The following is a 17,971-nucleotide window of genomic DNA, read 5'->3' on the forward strand; positions in this document are numbered from 1 at the left end:
GGGCGTGACGGGCGGATCCAGAGCGTTTTCGAGCGAAGTGGACGCCGGTTCGCGTGAAGAAAACGCGTTCAGATGAAAGGCGGAGCTTCGGTTCAATCTGAACCGAAGCTCCAGGCTGCGGGAGATTACTGCGACGCCGTCTTGGTATCCATGTTGACGACCTGCACGCGGCGGTTGGTCGGGTCCATCGGTGCGCTCGGATCCTTCGGCCGGGTCTTGCCGTAGCCGACGGTCACGAGATCAGAGCCGTTCAGGCCGTAATGCTCGACCAGATAGTTCTTGATGGTGTCGGCGCGGCGCTCCGAGAGATCCTGGTTATAGGCCTCGCTGCCGATCGCGTCGGTGTGGCCGGCGACGACGAAGGTCGAGCCCTTCATGCTGGCGTCCGACAGCGCCTTGCCGAGCTCCTGCACCGCCTGGGCGGAGCCCTTGGCGATGTCAGCCGAGTTGTAGTCGAAGTGAATCTCCAGATCGATCTTCGGCTTGTTGGCGGCGATGTCGGTGATCTCCTGGCGTTCGCCCAATGACAGCGATCGGGTCTGCCGGTTACGAACGGTGTTGAGCAAGCTCGCCTCCTTGGCCGAGGCGGCCGGGTCGACCTGCGTGCCGGCGGAGAGGCCGCGGGTGGCCGACTTCGGCTTCAGCGCATTGAGGATCTGGGCGGCCGGAACGGTGTCGCTGCCGGCCAGTGCGACGCCCGCCGTCATCGATAGCGCAGCGCCGATCGTCAAAAGAGACAAGGAAAGAGAGCGGGTCATGGTTTTGATCCTTAAATGCAAGGCCAGCCAATCCGGCTGTTGTCGTTTTGATGCTGCGAATCTAGGACTGGTTCAAAGCCGCGAATGTGATCTATGTCACAGTTGAATGGACCGGCCCCTGTCTCGTGCCGTGCAGGGGCCGGCGACGGAGAGGAGAACATCTTGGCCCAAGTCAATCGTGTCCTCCGCTCGATCAATGACGAAGGCGCTTCGCGTTGCGTCGATATCTTCGTTCGCCCGGAAGGGACCATCGGTTTCGAGGAATATCGGCGGGACGTGGAGGATGGCCGCGGCTGGTTTCCGGTTGGCGGTCATTCGTCCCGGGTTTTCCATGAGGAAAACGCCGCGCTCGCGGCGGCGATGGTGGACGTTCCCTGGTTGCGGCGGGCCATTGGATCGGACTAAAGAGCGATGAGATTTGGTTGAGCTGAAACGGCGTCAAAAGTTCACCTCTCCCTTGGGAGAGGTCGATTTGCGTAGCAAATCGGGTGAGGGGTTACGGTCTATCGAGAGGGCAAGAGCCCTCACCCGGATTGCTTTGCAATCCGACCTCTCCCCGCCGGGGAGAGGTGATCCGAAACCTTGGCGGGTCGATTCAACCAAATTCATCCCGCTTAGCTGCAGCCCGGGGCGCCGAAGCGTGCACAATCGGCGGAGCTGATTTCCCTGACGCGGCTCTCCACAGCAGCGCGAATCTCACTACATTGCCTGGGCAATGCCCCGCGTCGCCGAACCCTTATCCCTGAACAATGCCGCCGCCCGCCATATCTGGCTGCGCGCGCAACGGCTCGATACGACGGCGCCGTTCGGGGACGGGGCATCAGCCGTGGCCGCTGCCGTCGATCATCTCGGCTATGTGCAGATCGACACCATCAACGTGATCGAGCGTTGCCACCACCACATCCTGTTCACCCGGATTCCGGACTACCGCCGCGCCGACCTCAAGCAGGCGCAGAGCCAGGACAAGAGCGTGTTCGAATACTGGACGCACGCGCTGTCCTACGTGCCGTCCAAGGACATCAACATCTTTCTGCCGGCGATGAAGGCACACAAGCGCGAGGGCCATAAATGGTTCGCGTCGGTGACGCCGTCGGATACCCGCAAGGTGCTGCGGCTGCTGCGGGCCGGTCCGCTGACCATCCGCGACATCGAAGACGACGTGCTGACCGAGAAGGAGCATCTCTGGCAGAGCCGCAAACCCTCGAAGCGTGCGCTGCAACTCGCCTTCTATGGCGGCGTGGTCACGATCAGCGAGCGCGCCGGCATGCTGAAGACCTACGAGCTGATGAGCAGGCATTTCGGCTGGGACAAGCCGCCGACGCCCGCACCGGCCTCGGTGCGGGTCGCCTATCTGCTCGACCGCGCGCTGCGCTCGCAAGGCATCGTCAGCCTGGATTCGATCTGCCATCTGGACGCGCCGAGCAAGAAGGCGGTGCGCAGCCTGATCGAGGCGAGGGTGCGCCGCAAGGAGCTGGTGCGGATCGCGCTCGACGGCGCCGGCAAGCAGGAGCATTGGGCGCGGCCCGAAGTGCTGGAGGAGACCGGCGAGGGTGATCCTGCCCCGGTTCACATCCTCTCGCCGTTCGATCCGCTGATCATCCAGCGCAAGCGCACCGAGCTGTTCTTCGGTTATGGCCACCGCTTCGAGGCCTATGTGCCGAAGGAGAAGCGCCTGTTCGGCTATTTCGCGCTGCCGGTGCTGGTCGGCGACGATATCGTTGCCGCCCTCGACCTGAAGACCGACCGGCAGAACCGGAAGCTCCTGATGCAGAAATGGAGCTGGGTCGGCAACGGCAAGAAGCAGGCGGGTCGCAAGGAGCTGAAGCGCCGCATCGAGGAGGAGCTCGACCGCTTCGAGCGTTTCCAGCTCGCGGATTGAGAGCGGTCCTCTCCGTTCGTCATTGCGAGGAGCGAAGCGACAAAGCAATCCATCTCACCATTCGCGGCGCTATGGATTGCTTCGCGGAGCCTGTCATCGGGCGCGCGTTCGCGCGACCCGTTGGCTCGCAATGACGCCGTGGAAAACCCCCAAGTTCCCATCTGGCCTGTGTGCTATGAGTTTTTGCCATTGCTCAAGGCCGGGCCACCCAATAATCCTCAAGGCAAGCAATAGCTTTGGGGGAACAGATGAGCCAGACCGCAACCGCTGCTGATCGCGGCGCCCGCAGCGAGATCGAGACGTCCACGATCCGCGCGATCTCCTGGCGGCTGATCCCGTTCCTGATCCTGGCCTACTTCTTCTCCTATCTCGACCGCGTCAATCTCGGCTTCGCCGCGCTGACCATGAACAGCGAGCTGAAGTTCTCGCCGGTGGTGTTCTCGTTCGGCGCCGGCATCTTCTTCATCGGCTATTTCATCTTCGAGGTGCCGAGCAATCTGGCGCTGGAGCGATTCGGCGCCAGCAAATGGATCGCCCGCATCATGGTGAGCTGGGGCATCCTCTCGGCACTGATGGCGGCGGTCTATGACGAGCACAGCTTCTATGCGTTGCGCTTCTTCCTCGGCGTCGCCGAGGCCGGCTTCTTCCCCGGCATCATCCTCTATCTCACCTACTGGTACCCGGCCGAGTATCGCGCGCGCTTCCTCGCCGCCTTCGCGCTCGCGGTGCCGATTTCGACCGTGATCGGCGCGCCGATCTCCGGCCTGTTGCTCGGGCTGGACGGCGTGATGGGGCTGAAAGGCTGGCAGTGGCTGTTCGTGATCGAGGGCATCCCCTCGGTGCTGCTCGGCGTCGTCACCTGGTTCTATCTCACCGACCGGCCGGAGAAGGCCGATTGGCTCTCGGCCGAGCAGAAGGCCTGGCTGAAGGCGAAGCTCGATGCCGAGGTCGCGGCCAAGCAGGCGGCGCAGCACTTCACGCTCGGCCAGGCGTTGTCCTCGCCGAAGGTGCTGGCGCTCAGTGCGATCTATTTCGGCTTCGTCGCCTCGCTCTACGGGATGCAGTTCTGGCTGCCGCAGATCGTCAAGGCGTTCGGTCTCACCAACGCGCAGACCGGATTCGTCACCGCGATCCCCTATGCGTTCGGCACCGTCGCGATGATCCTGTGGGCGCGCCGGTCCGACGCTACGCGGGAGCGCGTGTTTCATGTCGGCGCGCCGCTTTTGCTCACGGCGCTGGCGCTCGCCGCCTCCAGCTACATCAGCGATCCGACCATGACCATGATCGTGCTGACGGTCGCCGCGATCGGCGTGTTCTGCACCTTCGCGGTGTTCTGGACGCTGCCGACCGCCTGGCTGTCAGGCACCGCCGCCGCAGGCGCGATCGCGCTGATCAACTCGATCGGCAACCTCGCCGGTTTCGGCGGGCCCTATCTGATCGGCTGGGTGAAGGAGACGACCGGCAGCACGTCGACCGGCCTCCTGGTGCTGTCGCTGTTGCCGCTCGCGGCGGGCCTCCTGGTTTTCCTCGGCAGCCACGAAACCAAGACCGAGTTTGCGAGCGCGAAGTAACGATAACGCGAACGTCGTGACGGCTGCGTAGGATGGGTAGAGCGAAGCGAAACCCATCGTTCTTTGTCCGCGGCGAGATGATGGGTTTCGCTTCGCTCTACCCATCCTACAGATCCCGCTAACACGCGCCGCCGCCGTAGCCCGGATGGAGCGAAGCCCAATCCGGGGTCGCCGTGTGCAGACCGTCCCCGGATTTCGCTGCGCTCCATCCGGGCTACGCAATTTCCAAAATTTCCCCGCTTAACCCCGCGTTAATTACTGCGTTCCTCACGAATTGGTTATCACTGATGAATATTGACATTCATCAGTGATAAATCGATACTCTTCATCAGTCGTCAGCCCGATGGAGATTTCAGATGTTCGTTCGTTCCGTTTTGTCGAGCTATTACAGGCTCTTGACCGGAGCAACGCTGGCTTTCGCGGTGTTCGCGCTGACCGGCTGCAATGAAAAGGCAGCCGAAACCGCCGATCCCGGACGCCCCGTTCTGGTGGCGACCGTCCATTACGAGGCCGAAACGCCTGAGCGCAGCTTTGTCGGCACCATCAAGCCCCGTATCGAAGCCGATATGGGCTTTCGGGTTGCCGGCAAGGTGGCCAAGCGGCTGGTCGAGGTCGGACAGACAGTCGACGTCGACCAGCCCTTGGCCACTCTCGATGAGGTCGACCTGAAGCTGCAGGCCGAGCAGGCGGAGGCGGAATTCCGCGCCGCCACCGGCGTGCTGGCGCAGGCCGCGGCCGCCGAGCAGCGCGCCAAGGACCTGAAGGCCAAGGGCTGGGCCACCGATGCGGCGCTCGATTCCGCCAAGGCCGCCGGCGACGAGGCGCGGGCGCGGCTGAACCGCGCCGAGCGCTCGGTCGAGCTGACCAAGAATTCCCTCTCTTATGCAACGCTGGTGGCCGACACGAGGGGTGTCGTCACCGCGACCATGATCGAGCCCGGCCAGGTGGTTGCCGCGGGCCAGGCTTCGATCCGTGTCGCCCGACTTGGCGAGAAGGAAGCTGTCGTCGCGATCCCCGAGACGCTTCTCGCTCGTGCCAGGTCGGGCGTTGCCACGGTGACGCTGTGGTCGGATGCCAAGAAGACCTACGCCGCCAAGCTGCGCGAGGTCGCGCCGCAGGCCGATCCCGCCACCCGCACCTATCTCGCGAAGTTCTCGCTGCCGGACGCCGACGAGGCCGTCTCGCTCGGCATGACCGCAACCCTGACCCTGGCCGACAAGGCGACCGAACGAGTCGCCAAGCTGCCGCTGTCGGCGCTGTACAGCCAGGGCGGCGATCCCTCGCTCTACATCGTCGACGACAAGGGCGACATCGCGCTGAAGCCGGTCAAGGTGAAGGCCTATGAGAGCAACAACGTCGTCATCTCCGGCGGCGTCGACGATGGCGCCAAGGTGGTCGCCCTCGGCGTGCAGAAACTCGATCCGAGCCAGAAGGTCCGGGTCGTCTCGTCGCTGTCGTTCTAATTGGTTGTTGTTCCGTCATTGCGAGCGAAGCGAAGCAATCCATCTCGCAGCAAGACAAGTGTGGATTGCTTCGTCGCTAACGCTCCTCGCAATGACGGCCGTGGCGATAACGGTTTGGGGATTTGGAGACTGACATGAAGCGCTTCAACCTTTCGGCCTGGGCGGTCAGCCATCCGACGCTGGTGCTGTTCCTGATGATCATCCTCGGCGCCGCCGGCTTCTTCTCCTATGAGAAGCTCGGCCGCGCCGAGGATCCGTTCTTCACCGTCAAGGTGGTGAACGTCTCGGTGATGTGGCCGGGCGCGACCTCGCAGGAAATGCAGATGCAGGTCGCCGATCCGATCGAGAAGAAACTGCAGGAGCTGCCGTTCTTCGACAAGGTGCAGACCTATTCCAAGCCAGGCTTCACCGCGATGCAGGTCTCCTTCAAGGATTCGACCTCGCCGAAGGACGTGCCCTATCTCTTCTATCTGTTGCGCAAGAAGCTGGTTGACGTGCAGGGCGAGCTGCCCTCCGGCATCCTCGGCCCCGTGGTCAACGACGAATTCTCCGACGTCGATTCGATCCTCTATATGATGACCGGCGACGGCGCCAATTACGCGCAGCTCAAGAAGGTCGCGGAGGGTTTTCGCCAGCGTCTGCTGAAGGTGCCTGGCGTTACCAAGATCGACCTTTACGGCACCCAGGACGAGCGCATCTTCGTCGAGTTCTCGCATGCCAAGCTCGCGACGCTCGGCATCACGCCGCAGGCGCTGTTCGACTCGCTCGCCAAGCAGAACAATGTCACGCCGGCCGGCACGGTCGAGACCTCGTCGCAGCGCGTGCCGCTGCGCGTCACCGGTGCGCTTGACGGCGTCAAGGCGGTTGCCGAAACGCCGGTCGAGAGCAACGGCCGTGTGTTCCGGCTCGGCGATATCGCAACAGTCTCTCACGGCTATGTCGATCCGCCGAGCTTCAAGGTGCGTCAGGAAGGCAAGCCCGCGCTCGGCATCGGCGTCGTCACCGCCAAGGGCGCCAACATCCTCGAGCTCGGCAAGGAGGTCCAGCAGGCGACCGCCGAGTTCCTGAAGGCGGTGCCGCAGGGCGTCGACATCCAGCAGATCGCCGACCAGCCCAAGGTGGTCGAGCACGCCGTCGGCGAGTTCGTGCACTCCTTCGTCGAGGCGCTCGCGATCGTGCTGTTCGTCTCCTTTGTCGCGCTCGGCTGGCGCACCGGCATCGTGGTGGCACTCTCGGTGCCGCTGGTGCTCGGCATCGTCTTCATCGTGATGAACGCGATGTCGCTCGATCTGCACCGCATCACGCTCGGCGCGCTGATCATTGCGCTCGGCCTCCTGGTCGACGACGCCATCATCGCGGTCGAGATGATGGTGGTGAAAATGGAACAGGGCTGGGACCGCATGAAGGCGGCGTCCTTTGCCTGGGAATCCACTGCGTTTCCGATGCTCACGGGGACGCTGGTCACAGCCGCTGGCTTCCTCCCCATCGGCTTTGCCAATTCGGCGGTCGGCGAATATGCCGGCGGCATCTTCTGGATCGTGGCGATTGCGCTCGTCGCATCCTGGTTCGTCGCGGTGATCTTCACGCCCTATATCGGCGTCAAGCTGCTGCCCAACATCAAAGTGCACCAGAACCACGATCCGCACGCGATCTACGAGACGCGGATGTATCGCGGCCTGCGCAGCGTGGTGCAGTGGTGCGTCGATCACCGCGTCAAGGTGGTGGCGGCGACCGTCGGCGTCTTTGTGCTTTCGATCGTGGGCTTCGGCCACGTCCAGCAGCAGTTCTTCCCGCTATCGGAGCGGCCCGAGCTGTTCCTGCAGCTTCGTCTGCCAGAGGGTACTGCCTTCAATGTCACCGAGAAGGCGGTGAAGCAGGCCGAAGGGCTCCTCAAGGACGACCAGGACATCCAGACCTACACGGCCTATGTCGGTCAGGGCTCGCCGCGCTTCTGGCTCGGCCTCAACCCGCAGCTGCCGAACGAGGCCTTTGCCGAGATCGTCATCCTCGCCAAGAACGTCGAGGCGCGCGAGCGCGTCAAGGCGAAGATCGAGCAGGCTGCCGCCGACGGCGCGCTGAACGAGGCGCGGGTCCGGGTCGACCGCTTCAACTTCGGTCCGCCGGTCGGTTTCCCGGTCCAGTTCCGCGTGATCGGGCCCGACGCCAACAAGGTGCGCGACATCGCCTACCAGGTGCGCGAAGTGATGCGGCAGAACAAGAACGTCAAGGACGTCCAGCTCGACTGGAACGAGCAGTCGCCTTACCTGAAGCTCGCCGTCGACCAGGATCGGGCGCGCGCGCTCGGCCTGACTCCGCAGGACGTCTCGCAGGCGCTGGCGATGCTGATCTCGGGCGCGCCGGTCACCACGATCCGCGACGGCATCGAGAAGGTCGGCGTGGTCGCCCGCGCGGTGCCGTCCGAGCGGCTCGATCTCGGCCGCGTCGGCGATCTCACCATCACCACGCGGAACGGAGTGGCGGTGCCGCTGCAGCAGATCGCCAAGATCGAATATGCGCATGAGGAGCCGATCCTGTGGCGACGCAACCGCGACATGGCGATCACCGTGCGCTCCGACGTCGTCGATGGCGTGCAGGCGCCCGACGTCACCAACCAGATCTCGCCGAAGCTGAAGGACATCCAGGCCCATCTCGAGCCGGCCTACCGGATCGAGCCGGGCGGGGCGTTCGAGGAATCCGCCAAGGGCAATGCGTCGATCTTCATCCTCTTCCCCGTGATGGTGATGGTGATGCTGACGCTCTTGATGATCCAGCTGCAGAGCTTCTCGCGCCTGACGCTGGTGTTCCTGACCGCGCCGCTCGGCATCGTCGGCGCCTCGCTCGGGCTGAACGTCGCCAACCAGCCGTTCGGCTTCGTGGCGCTGCTCGGCCTGATCGCGCTGGCCGGCATGATCATGCGCAACGCGGTCATCCTGGTCGATCAGATCGAGAGCGACGTGTCCTCCGGCCTGACCCGGCGCGAGGCGATCGTCGAGGCCACCGTCCGGCGCGCCCGGCCTGTGGTGCTGACCGCGCTCGCGGCGATCCTTGCCATGATCCCGCTGTCGCGCTCGGCGTTCTGGGGCCCGATGGCGATCACCATCATGGGCGGCTTGTTTGTTGCGACTTTCCTGACCTTGCTGTATCTGCCGGGCCTTTACGCCCTCTGGTTCCGCAAGACCTTGGACGAAAGCGGCCCCGAGCAAGTCAATACTGCGCCGCAGCATGCCGGTGAGGGACAACTCGCATTTCCACTTGCTGAGGCGGCCGAATAATTGAAGATTGAGCAAGCCAACATGACACTGATCTCGGAACATAGCGAAACCGACACCCGCGAGCGGATTCTCGTGGTGGCGGAGCGCTTGTTCCGGCAGATCGGCTATCAGAAGACCACGGTCGCCGACATCGCCAAAGAGCTGCGGATGAGCCCGGCCAATGTGTACCGCTTCTTCGATTCGAAGAAGGCGATCCACGAAGGCGTGGCGCGCGGCCTGATGGGCGGGGTCGAGGTTGAGGCCCAGCGCATCGCGCGATCGGAAGGGCCGGCAGCGGCGCGCATGCGCCAAATGATGAAGACGATCAATCGCATGAATACCGAGCGCTATGTCGACGATTCCAAGTTGCACGAGATGGTCGAGATCGCGATGCAGGAGGATTGGCAGGTCTGCGTCACCCATATGGAAACGATCGGCCACACCATCGGCGAGGTGATCGCGCAAGGCGTGGCGACGGGCGAGTTCGAGGTCGACGACCTCGAAGTCGCCGCGCTGTGCGCCGGCACGGCGATGATGCGGTTCTTCCATCCGCAGATGATCGCTCAATGCGCCACCAAGCCGGGCCCGACTATCGACCAGATGATCGATTTCGTGATCGCCGGCCTGTCGCCGCGCATCCGCGCCAATTGAGCGCCGGCGCTGACGTTTTCGTCAGTTGACTCTTCCCGCATTGCAAGCGAAGCGAAATCGTAGCCCGGATGGAGCGCAGCGTAATCCGGGAATGCTTCCACGTGTGAGACGAGTCCCGGATTGGGCTGCGCTCCATCCGGGCTACCGTGAGAGGGGCCCAGCGTGACCGCCAAAGACCTGCATTTCTACGAGCCGAAGAATGGCCACGGCCTGAAGCACGACCCGTTCAATGCCATCGTGGCGCCGCGTCCGATCGGCTGGATCTCCTCGCGCGACAAGGGCGGCAACGTCAACCTCGCGCCCTACAGCTTCTTCAACGCCTTCTGCTACGTGCCGGCGATCATCGGCTTCTCCTCCACCAACTGGAAGGACAGCGTCGCCAATATCCAGGACACCGGCGAGTTCGTCTGGAACCTGGCGACGATGGATCTCGCCAAGCACATGAATGCGACCGCGGCGCATGTCGCGCGCGATGTCGACGAGTTCAAGCTCGCAGGGCTCACGCCGGTCGCCGGCAAGCTCGTCAACGTGCCGCGCGTCGCCGAAAGCCCGGTGTCGTTCGAATGCAAGGTGAGCCAGATCATCCAGCTTCAGGGCGCCGACGGCAAGAAGGCCGAGGCCTGGCTGACGCTCGGCGAGGTGGTCGCCGTCCATATCGACAAGGCCTTCATCAAGGACGGGGTCTATCAGACCGGTCTCGCGCACCCCATCGTCCGCGCCGGCCGCCGCGGCGACTACTTCGAGATCAGGCCGGAAAACATGTTCGAGATGATCCGGCCGGATTGATATTGTCCGTCTAGCCGTCATTGCGAGCGAAGCGAAGCAATCCATCTCCCCGCTGGGATGGATGGATTGCTTCGTCGCTTTGCTCCTCGCAATGACCAATGCGGGAACCACGACAATGTGAAATTTCGGCGTGCAGTGATGAAAAACCGTCACTCGCAACCTCCGAGCGAGCAGTCTAACCTCCCGCGCGCCAGGCCGGATCAACGGCCGGCGAACACAGTGGGAGGATGCGATGACACGCCAGGAGCGGAGCGGTCCAAACGGCGCGCAAAGCGGTCAGAAAGAAGAGCGGCGCGATCCGAACGTTTCACGTCGAACACTCGTCCAGGGATTGGCGGTGGGGGCGGCTGCTGCCGCAGCCGGCGTCGGCAGCGCGCTGGCCCAGAACGCGCCCGCGCCGGTCGGACCGCCGACAACCATCACCAGCCCGCCGCGTGACTTCAGTCCGCGTGGTGCGCCGACCACCTATTTCTGGGACCCCGACATCATCGCGGTCGATCCGTCCTTCAACGATCTTGCCCAGCCCAACACCTCGATCAAGCGCCTCTTTACGGGTGTGCTGTGGGCGGAGGGCCCGGCCTGGAGCTCGCAGGGCCGCTATCTCCTGTGGAGCGACATCCCGAACAACCGGCAGATGCGCTGGTCGGAGGACGACGGCCATGTAAGCGTGTTCCGTATGCCGTCGAACTACTCGAACGGCAATTCGTTCGACTTCCAGGGCCGCCAGCTCTCCTGCGAACATCTCACCCGCCGGGTGACGCGCTACGAGAATGACGGCACTGCGACGGTGCTAGCCGATAACTATCAGGGCAAGCGGCTGAACTCGCCGAACGACATCGTCGCGCATCCCGACGGCAGCTACTGGTTCACCGATCCGCCCTATGGCGGCCAGCTCTACGAGGGCGAGCCTGACGCGGCCGGTGGCGCGAGCAACGCGGCCGGCAAGCTCAACCCGCGGATCGGGCAGCCCGCGGGCTTCGCGCCGGCCAAGCGCGAGCTGCCGACCAATTGCTATCGCATCGATCCCTCGGGCCGCGTCGATCTCGTGGTGAGCGAGGACCAGGTGCCGGATCCGAACGGCCTCTGCTTCTCGCCGGACTACAAGAAGCTCTACGTCGTCTCGACCGGCAAGGGACCGGGCGACACCGGCCCCGGCGGCAAGGGTGACGTCTTCGTGTTCGACGTCGGCGCCGACAATAAGCCCGTCAACGGCAAGCGGTTCAGCGACTTCACGATCGACGGCGTGAAGTGCGGACCGGACGGCATCCGCTGCGACGTCAACGGCAATGTCTGGTGCTCGAGCAATGCCGGCCGCGCGGTCGGTTACAACGGCGTGACGGTGTGGTCGCCGGAAGGCAAGCTGCTCGGCCGCATCCGGCTGCCCGAGGTCTGCGGCAACATCACCTTCGGCGGCCCCAAGCGCAATCGCCTGTTCATGGCCGCAAGCCAGTCGCTCTATGCGGTCTATACCGCGACCCAGGGCGCCGGGCCGGCGTAAAGTATCCGCGTGGGAGACTGCGCTCCCTCTCCCGCTTGCGGGGGAGGGTTGGGGTGGGGGCTCTCTCCGCGAGTCGTATCGTGGAGAGAGCCCCCACCCGCCGCGCTGATTGCGCGGCGACCTCCCCCGCAAGCGGGAGAGGTGGGGAGCCTGCCGCGAGACCGGCACTTGGTTCGTCCTGCTTTCGCGGTGCTACCAGCCCCCTGCTACCTGATTGTCGCAGCTCAGCTTTCGGAACTGAACGCGTGGTCTGCCGTTAACAAACGGCGGCTTGGCCGCGTCAATTTCGCTTTATTTGAACAGCGAAGTGTTCACCGGTGAACGGCACTTTCCGATAGGATCATCACCCATCCGCGCTGCCGTTTCATGAGGACCCCACCATGAGCTTCCGCCGCGATTACCTTTCCAAGCCGATCTTCTCCTGGGCGCGTGGTGTGCTGCCGACCATGTCGGACACCGAGCGCGAGGCGCTGGAAGCCGGCGACGTCTGGTGGGACGCCGATCTCTTCACCGGCAATCCCGACTGGTCGAAATTGCTGGCGTTCGCGCCGGCCAGATTGACCGACGAGGAGAACGCCTTCCTGCACGGTCCGGTCGACGAGCTCTGCGCGATGCTCGACGAGTGGAAGATCAATTGGGAATGGCGCGATCTGCCGCCCGAGGTGTGGAGCTTCATCAAGGCGAAGAAGTTCTTCGGCATGATCATCCCGAAGGAATTCGGCGGCCTCGGCTTCTCGCCTTATGCGCATTCCGAAGTGGTGCGCAAGATTTCCTCGCGCTCGCTGACCGCGGCCGTCACCGTGATGGTGCCGAACTCGCTCGGGCCGGGCGAACTCCTGATGCGCTTCGGCACGAAGGAGCAGCAGGACAAATGGCTGCCGCGCCTGGCTGCCGGCCAGGACATTCCCTGCTTCGGGCTGACCAGCCCGGAGGCCGGCTCGGACGCCGCCTCGATGATCGACACCGGCATCATCTGCAAGGGCAATTTCGAAGGCCGCGAGGTGCTTGGGCTGAAGCTGAATTGGCACAAGCGCTACATCACGCTGGGGCCAGTGGCGACGCTGCTCGGCCTCGCCTTCAAGGCTTATGATCCCGATCACCTGGTCGGCAGCGAGGACGAGCTTGGCATCACGGTCGCGCTGATCCCGACCCATCTGCCCGGCGTCTCGATCGGCCAGCGCCATCTGCCGGCGATGCAGGTGTTCCAGAACGGCCCGAACTGGGGCCGCGACGTCTTCATCCCGCTCGACTACATCATCGGCGGCCAGGAGCGCCTGGGGCAGGGCTGGAAGATGCTGATGACGGCGCTCGCCGCCGGCCGCGGCATCTCGCTGCCGTCGCTGTCGGCCGCCGGCGCCGCCTACGCCGCGCGCACCACCGGCGCCTATGCCCGCATTCGCGAACAGTTCGGCATCTCGATCTCGAAGTTCGAGGGCATCGAGGAGCCGCTCGCGCGCATCGCCGGCACCGCCTATCTGCTCGACGCCGCGCGGCGGCTGACTTGCGCCGCGCTGAACGAGGGGCATCACCCCGCCGTCATCTCAGGGATCATGAAGCTGCACGCCACCGAGCGGATGCGGATCGCGATCGACGACGCCATGGACATCCATGGCGGCAAGGCGGTGATCGACGGGCCGCAGAACTATCTCGGCGGGCTCTACCGCTCGGTACCGGTCGGCATCACGGTCGAGGGCGCCAATATCCTGACCCGCAATCTGATCGTGTTCGGGCAGGGCGCAATCCGCGCGCATCCTTATCTGTTGCAGGAGATGAACGCGCTCAGCGAGACCGATCGCGACAAGGGCCTGACTGCGTTCGACACCGCGTTCTGGAACCATGTCGGCCACAGCTTCGCGACCATGTTCCGCGCCTGGGGCCGCAGCTGGACCTTTGGCCTGTTCGCACCGGCGCCGGATGCCGGCGATGCAACGGAGTTCTATCGCCAGCTCTCGCGCTATTCATCGGCGTTCGCGCTGTGCGCCGACATGGCGCTGCTCACCCTCGGCGGCGCATTGAAGCGCAAGGAAATGCTCTCGGCGCGCTTCGGCGACATCCTGTCGGAGCTTTACTTGCTTTCCGCCGCGCTCAAGCGCTGGCAGGACGAGGGGCAGCAGAAGGAGGATCTTCCTGCGCTCCAATGGTGCATGGCATCCGGCTTCAAGACCATCGAGAACCGCTTTGCGGAAATCCTCGCCAATCTGCCGAACCGCCCGGTGGCATGGATGCTGAAATTCCTGATCCAGCCGTTCGGCGCGCGCGTCACGGGTCCGTCGGATAGCGTCGTGCATCTCTGCGCACAACTCGTGCTGTCGCCGTCGGCAGCGCGCGACCGCCTGACGCCGGACCTCGCCTTTGTCGAGGATGACGGCGGCATTGCGCGGCTGGAAAAGGCCTTCCGCCTTGTCACTGAGTCCGAGGATGCGGCCAAGCAGCTGCGTGCGGCGCGGCTGCATGACTGGAAGGAGGCCGTCAAGAAAGGTGTCATCACCGAGGCCGACGGCGAGAAGCTCGCCGCCGCCCATGAGGCCGTCGCCAAGGTCATCGAGGTCGATGATTTTGCGCCCGAGGCGCTGTCCCCGATTTACAAGAAAACCGCCGACGTGCATCAGTTCTTCCAGGAGCTTGGTGAGCAGAGGGCGGCGAGCTGATGGCGCGACCAGTCTTTATCGTCGACGGCAGCCGGACGCCGTTCCTGAAGGCGCGCTCCGGTCCCGGCCCGTTCACCCCGGTCGACCTCGCCGTGCAATGCGGCCGGCCATTGCTGGCGCGGCAGCCTTTCGCGCCCACCGCTTTCGACCAGGTCATCCTCGGCTGCGTCAACGTGATCGCCGACGAGATGAACCCGGCGCGGGTCGCAGCCCTCCGGCTCGGCATGGGCGAGCAGATGGTCGCCTTCACGGTGCAGATCAATTGCGGCTCCGGCATGCAATCGATCGACACCGGCTACCGCTACATCCGCGAAGGCATCTCCGACCTGATCCTCGCCGGTGGCGCCGAGGCGTTGAGCCACGCGCCGCTGGTCTGGCCCAATTCTGGCGTGCGCTGGTTTGCCGGCTTTGCCGGCGCCAAGGGCATCGGTGCCAAGATCGCCGCGGCGCTGAAGGTGAAGCCGAGCTACTTCAAGCCGATCATCGGCCTCGAGCGCGGGCTGACCGATCCGATCACCGAGCTCAACATGGGGCAGACCGCCGAGAAGGTCGGCCATCTCTTCGGCATCACCCGCGCGCAGTCCGATGCTTACGCCGCCGAGAGCCATCAGCGGCTCGCCAACGCGCAGAAGCAAGGCTTCCTCAAGGGCGAGGTCGAGACCGCGTTCTCCCGCGACGGTAAGTTCTACGATCATGACGATGGCGTCCGCCCGGACTCGACACTGGAGACGTTGGCAAAGCTGAAGCCGGTGTTCGAGCGCCCGTGGGGTCAGGTCACCGCCGGCAATTCCTCGCAAATCACCGACGGCGCATCCTGGGTGATCCTGGCATCCGAGACCGCGGTGGCAAAGCACGGGCTGACGCCGAAGGCCGTCATCCTCGACAGCCAGTGGTCGGCGCTCGATCCGTCGATCATGGGTCTCGGTCCGGTGCTGTCGGCGAGCGCACTGATCAAGCGCAACGGGCTGACCTTGCAGGAAGTCGAGACCTGGGAGCTGAACGAGGCTTTTGCGACGCAGGTGCTCGGCTGTCTCGCAGCCTGGAACGACGACAAATTCTGCCGCGAGATTTTGGGGCTCGATGGCGCGGCCGGCGAGATCGACCGCGCGAGGTTGAACGTCGACGGCGGCGCGATCAGCCTTGGCCATCCCGTCGGCACCAGCGGCAACCGCATCGTGCTGCATCTGGTCAATGCGATGAAGCGGCTCGGCACCAGGCGCGGCGTCGCCACCGAATGCATCGGTGGCGGGCAGGGCGGCGCGATGTTGATAGAGACGGTGTGATCATGGATTCACGGATCATGGACGTTCTCGCCGATCGCGTGCTCGAGCTCGGGCCGAAGCCGGCCGCCGACAGTCCCTACAGGAATTTCCAGCTGACGCGTGACGAGGACGGCATCGCCTGGCTGCTGTTCGACCGCGCCGGCACCAGCGCCAACACGCTGTCCGCCGGTCTGCTCGAGGAGCTCGATGCGGTCGTCACGGCGCTGGAGAGCCAGCGGCCGACCGGCCTCGTGGTGCGCTCGGCGAAGAAGAGCGGCTTTATCGCCGGTGCCGACGTCAATGAATTTCGCGGCGCCAGCGACCCGCGGGCGGTCGAGACCGAGATCGGCCGCGCGCACGCGGTGATCGACCGTCTCGAGGCGCTGCGCGTGCCCTCGGTCGCCGTGATCCACGGTTTCTGTCTCGGCGGCGGCCTCGAGGTCGCGCTGGCCTGCCAGATGCGGATCGCGATCGACGATGCGCGGTTCGGCTTTCCCGAGGTGATGCTCGGCCTGCATCCCGGCCTCGGCGGCACCGTGCGCTTCACGGAGCTGGTCAACCCGATGCAGGCGATGACCTTGATGCTGACCGGCAAGACGATCGACGCGCGCCGCGCCAAGTTGCTCGGCCTGGTCGACGCGGTCACCCAGGAGCGCCACGTCCGCAACGCGGTGAAGGATGCGGTGTTCGGCCGGCTGAAGCGCGCCAAGCCCGGCGTGCTCAACGCGATCCTCAATCTTGGTCCGGTCAGGGGCTTGCTTGCCTCACGTATGCGCAGCGAGGCGGAGAAGGCCGCGCCGCGCAAGCATTATCCGGCGCCCTATGCGCTGATCGAGCTCTGGGAGAAGCACGCCGGCAACCGCTCGGCGATGCTGAATGCGGAGAAGGCCTCCTTCGCCAATCTGATGGTGACGCCGACCGCGCAGAATCTGATCCGCGTGTTCTTCCTGCGCGAGCAGATGAAGAAGGCGGCCGGCAGCGGCAACAAGGTGCAGCACGTCCATGTCATCGGCGCCGGCGCGATGGGCGGCGATATCGCGGCCTGGTGCGCCAGCCAGGACATGCGCGTCACGCTCGCCGACATGAAGGGCGAACCGGTCGCTGGCGCCATGAAGCGCGCCGCCGAGCTGTTCGGCAAGATCATGCGCAGGAAGATCGACCAGCGCGACGCGCTGGACCGGCTGATCCCCGACATGGACGGCGAGGGCGTCCGCAATGCGGATCTGATCATCGAGGCGGTGCCGGAGAAGCTCGAGCTCAAGCAGAAGGTCTATGCCTCGCTCGAGCCGAAGATGAAACAGGAAGCGATCCTCGCCACCAATACGTCGAGCATTCCCTTGCAGGATCTGCGCACCACGTTAGCACGGCCGGAGCGGCTGCTCGGCCTGCATTTCTTCAACCCGGTGTCGCGGCTACAACTCGTCGAGGTCGTCAGCCATGACGGCACCGATGCCGCGATGCTCAAGCAAGCGCGCGCCTTTGTCGGCGCCATCGATCGCCTGCCGCTGCCGGTGAAGAGCTCGCCGGGCTTCCTCGTCAACCGTGCGCTGACGCCCTACATGCTGGAAGCGATGATGATGCTGGACGAGAAAACCGACCAGCGTCTGATCGACGCGGCTGCCGTCGAGTTCGGCATGCCGATGGGTCCGATCGAACTCGCCGACCAGGTCGGCCTCGATATCTGCCTCGATGTCGGCGACATGCTGCGCTCGAAATTCGGCGACACCTTGCCGCCGACGCCGGCCTGGCTGCGCGAAAAGGTCGCCAAGGGCGAGCTCGGCCGCAAGACCGGCAAGGGCTTCTACACCTGGAAGGACGGCAAGGCGGAGAAGGCGCCGCTGCCGGAGACCGGTCCGAAAGTCAGCGACGAGATGATCGACCGCCTGGTGCTGCCGATCTCCAATGTCTGCGTCGCCGCCTTACGCGAGGGTATCGTTGACGACCCCGATATGGTCGACGGCGCGATGATCTTCGGCACCGGCTATGCCCCGTTCCGCGGCGGCCCGCTCAACTACGCGCGCACGCGCGGCGTTGACAGTGTCGTATCTGCGCTGCGCGCATTGACGCAGAAATTCGGCGATCGTTTCGCACCCGATGCAGGCTGGGAGACCTTCAAGTGACCGATACCCAAGCGCCCGAAACGCATGCTCACGCACCGCCGATCAGCGGCAACGAGCCGCAGGGCGACCTCTGCATCCGCACGC

The 17,971-nt window shown here is 64.5% G+C and carries 12 protein-coding genes; 11 read left to right on the plus strand and 1 reads right to left on the minus strand.

What is annotated here, in order from left to right:
- Positions 1 to 125: 125 nt before the first annotated feature.
- Positions 126 to 758 carry an OmpA family protein gene (locus tag ACVWW1_RS38635; RefSeq protein ID WP_456659500.1) on the minus strand — a complete coding sequence of 211 codons (633 nt, stop codon included), beginning with the start codon at positions 756 to 758 and terminating at the stop codon, positions 126 to 128.
- Positions 759 to 920: 162 nt separating this feature from the next.
- Here ACVWW1_RS38635 and ACVWW1_RS38640 point away from each other — a divergent pair, with 162 nt between their 5' ends.
- From ACVWW1_RS38640 to ACVWW1_RS38690, 11 genes are all read left to right on the plus strand, one after another.
- Positions 921 to 1,163, plus strand: coding sequence for a hypothetical protein (locus ACVWW1_RS38640; RefSeq protein ID WP_456659501.1), 243 nt, complete (start codon positions 921 to 923; stop codon positions 1,161 to 1,163).
- Between the two features lie 310 nt (positions 1,164 to 1,473).
- Complete coding sequence (locus tag ACVWW1_RS38645; RefSeq protein ID WP_456659502.1) at positions 1,474 to 2,637, plus strand: winged helix-turn-helix domain-containing protein; 1,164 nt, start codon at positions 1,474 to 1,476, stop codon at positions 2,635 to 2,637.
- Positions 2,638 to 2,885: 248 nt separating this feature from the next.
- Positions 2,886 to 4,208, plus strand: coding sequence for an MFS transporter (locus ACVWW1_RS38650; protein ID WP_456659503.1), 1,323 nt, complete (start codon positions 2,886 to 2,888; stop codon positions 4,206 to 4,208).
- Positions 4,209 to 4,564: 356 nt separating this feature from the next.
- The gene (locus ACVWW1_RS38655) at positions 4,565 to 5,671 is read left to right on the plus strand and encodes an efflux RND transporter periplasmic adaptor subunit (RefSeq protein ID WP_456659504.1); all 1,107 of its coding nucleotides are present in this window, start codon (positions 4,565 to 4,567) and stop codon (positions 5,669 to 5,671) included.
- Between the two features lie 134 nt (positions 5,672 to 5,805).
- Positions 5,806 to 8,943: an efflux RND transporter permease subunit gene (locus ACVWW1_RS38660; RefSeq protein ID WP_176533202.1), complete on the plus strand. Its 3,138-nt coding sequence runs from the start codon at positions 5,806 to 5,808 to the stop codon at positions 8,941 to 8,943.
- Between the two features lie 21 nt (positions 8,944 to 8,964).
- The gene (locus ACVWW1_RS38665; protein ID WP_173641186.1) at positions 8,965 to 9,573 is read left to right on the plus strand and encodes a TetR/AcrR family transcriptional regulator; all 609 of its coding nucleotides are present in this window, start codon (positions 8,965 to 8,967) and stop codon (positions 9,571 to 9,573) included.
- Positions 9,574 to 9,735: 162 nt separating this feature from the next.
- On the plus strand, positions 9,736 to 10,359 hold the full coding sequence (locus ACVWW1_RS38670; protein WP_456659505.1) for a flavin reductase family protein: 624 nt from the start codon (positions 9,736 to 9,738) through the stop codon (positions 10,357 to 10,359).
- 232 nt (positions 10,360 to 10,591) lie between these two features.
- On the plus strand, positions 10,592 to 11,857 hold the full coding sequence (locus ACVWW1_RS38675) for an SMP-30/gluconolactonase/LRE family protein (protein ID WP_456659506.1): 1,266 nt from the start codon (positions 10,592 to 10,594) through the stop codon (positions 11,855 to 11,857).
- A gap of 380 nt (positions 11,858 to 12,237) precedes the next feature.
- Positions 12,238 to 14,505: an acyl-CoA dehydrogenase gene (locus ACVWW1_RS38680; protein WP_456659507.1), complete on the plus strand. Its 2,268-nt coding sequence runs from the start codon at positions 12,238 to 12,240 to the stop codon at positions 14,503 to 14,505.
- The gene (locus ACVWW1_RS38685) at positions 14,505 to 15,788 is read left to right on the plus strand and encodes an acetyl-CoA C-acetyltransferase (protein WP_456659508.1); all 1,284 of its coding nucleotides are present in this window, start codon (positions 14,505 to 14,507) and stop codon (positions 15,786 to 15,788) included. The genes ACVWW1_RS38680 and ACVWW1_RS38685 overlap by 1 nt, the downstream gene beginning before the upstream one ends.
- A 2-nt stretch (positions 15,789 to 15,790) precedes the next feature.
- Entirely contained in the window at positions 15,791 to 17,887 is a 2,097-nt protein-coding gene (locus ACVWW1_RS38690) for a 3-hydroxyacyl-CoA dehydrogenase NAD-binding domain-containing protein (protein WP_456659509.1), read from the plus strand.
- Positions 17,888 to 17,971: the final 84 nt, after the last annotated feature.

The sequence above is a fragment of the Bradyrhizobium sp. JR3.5 genome (assembly GCF_054057015.1).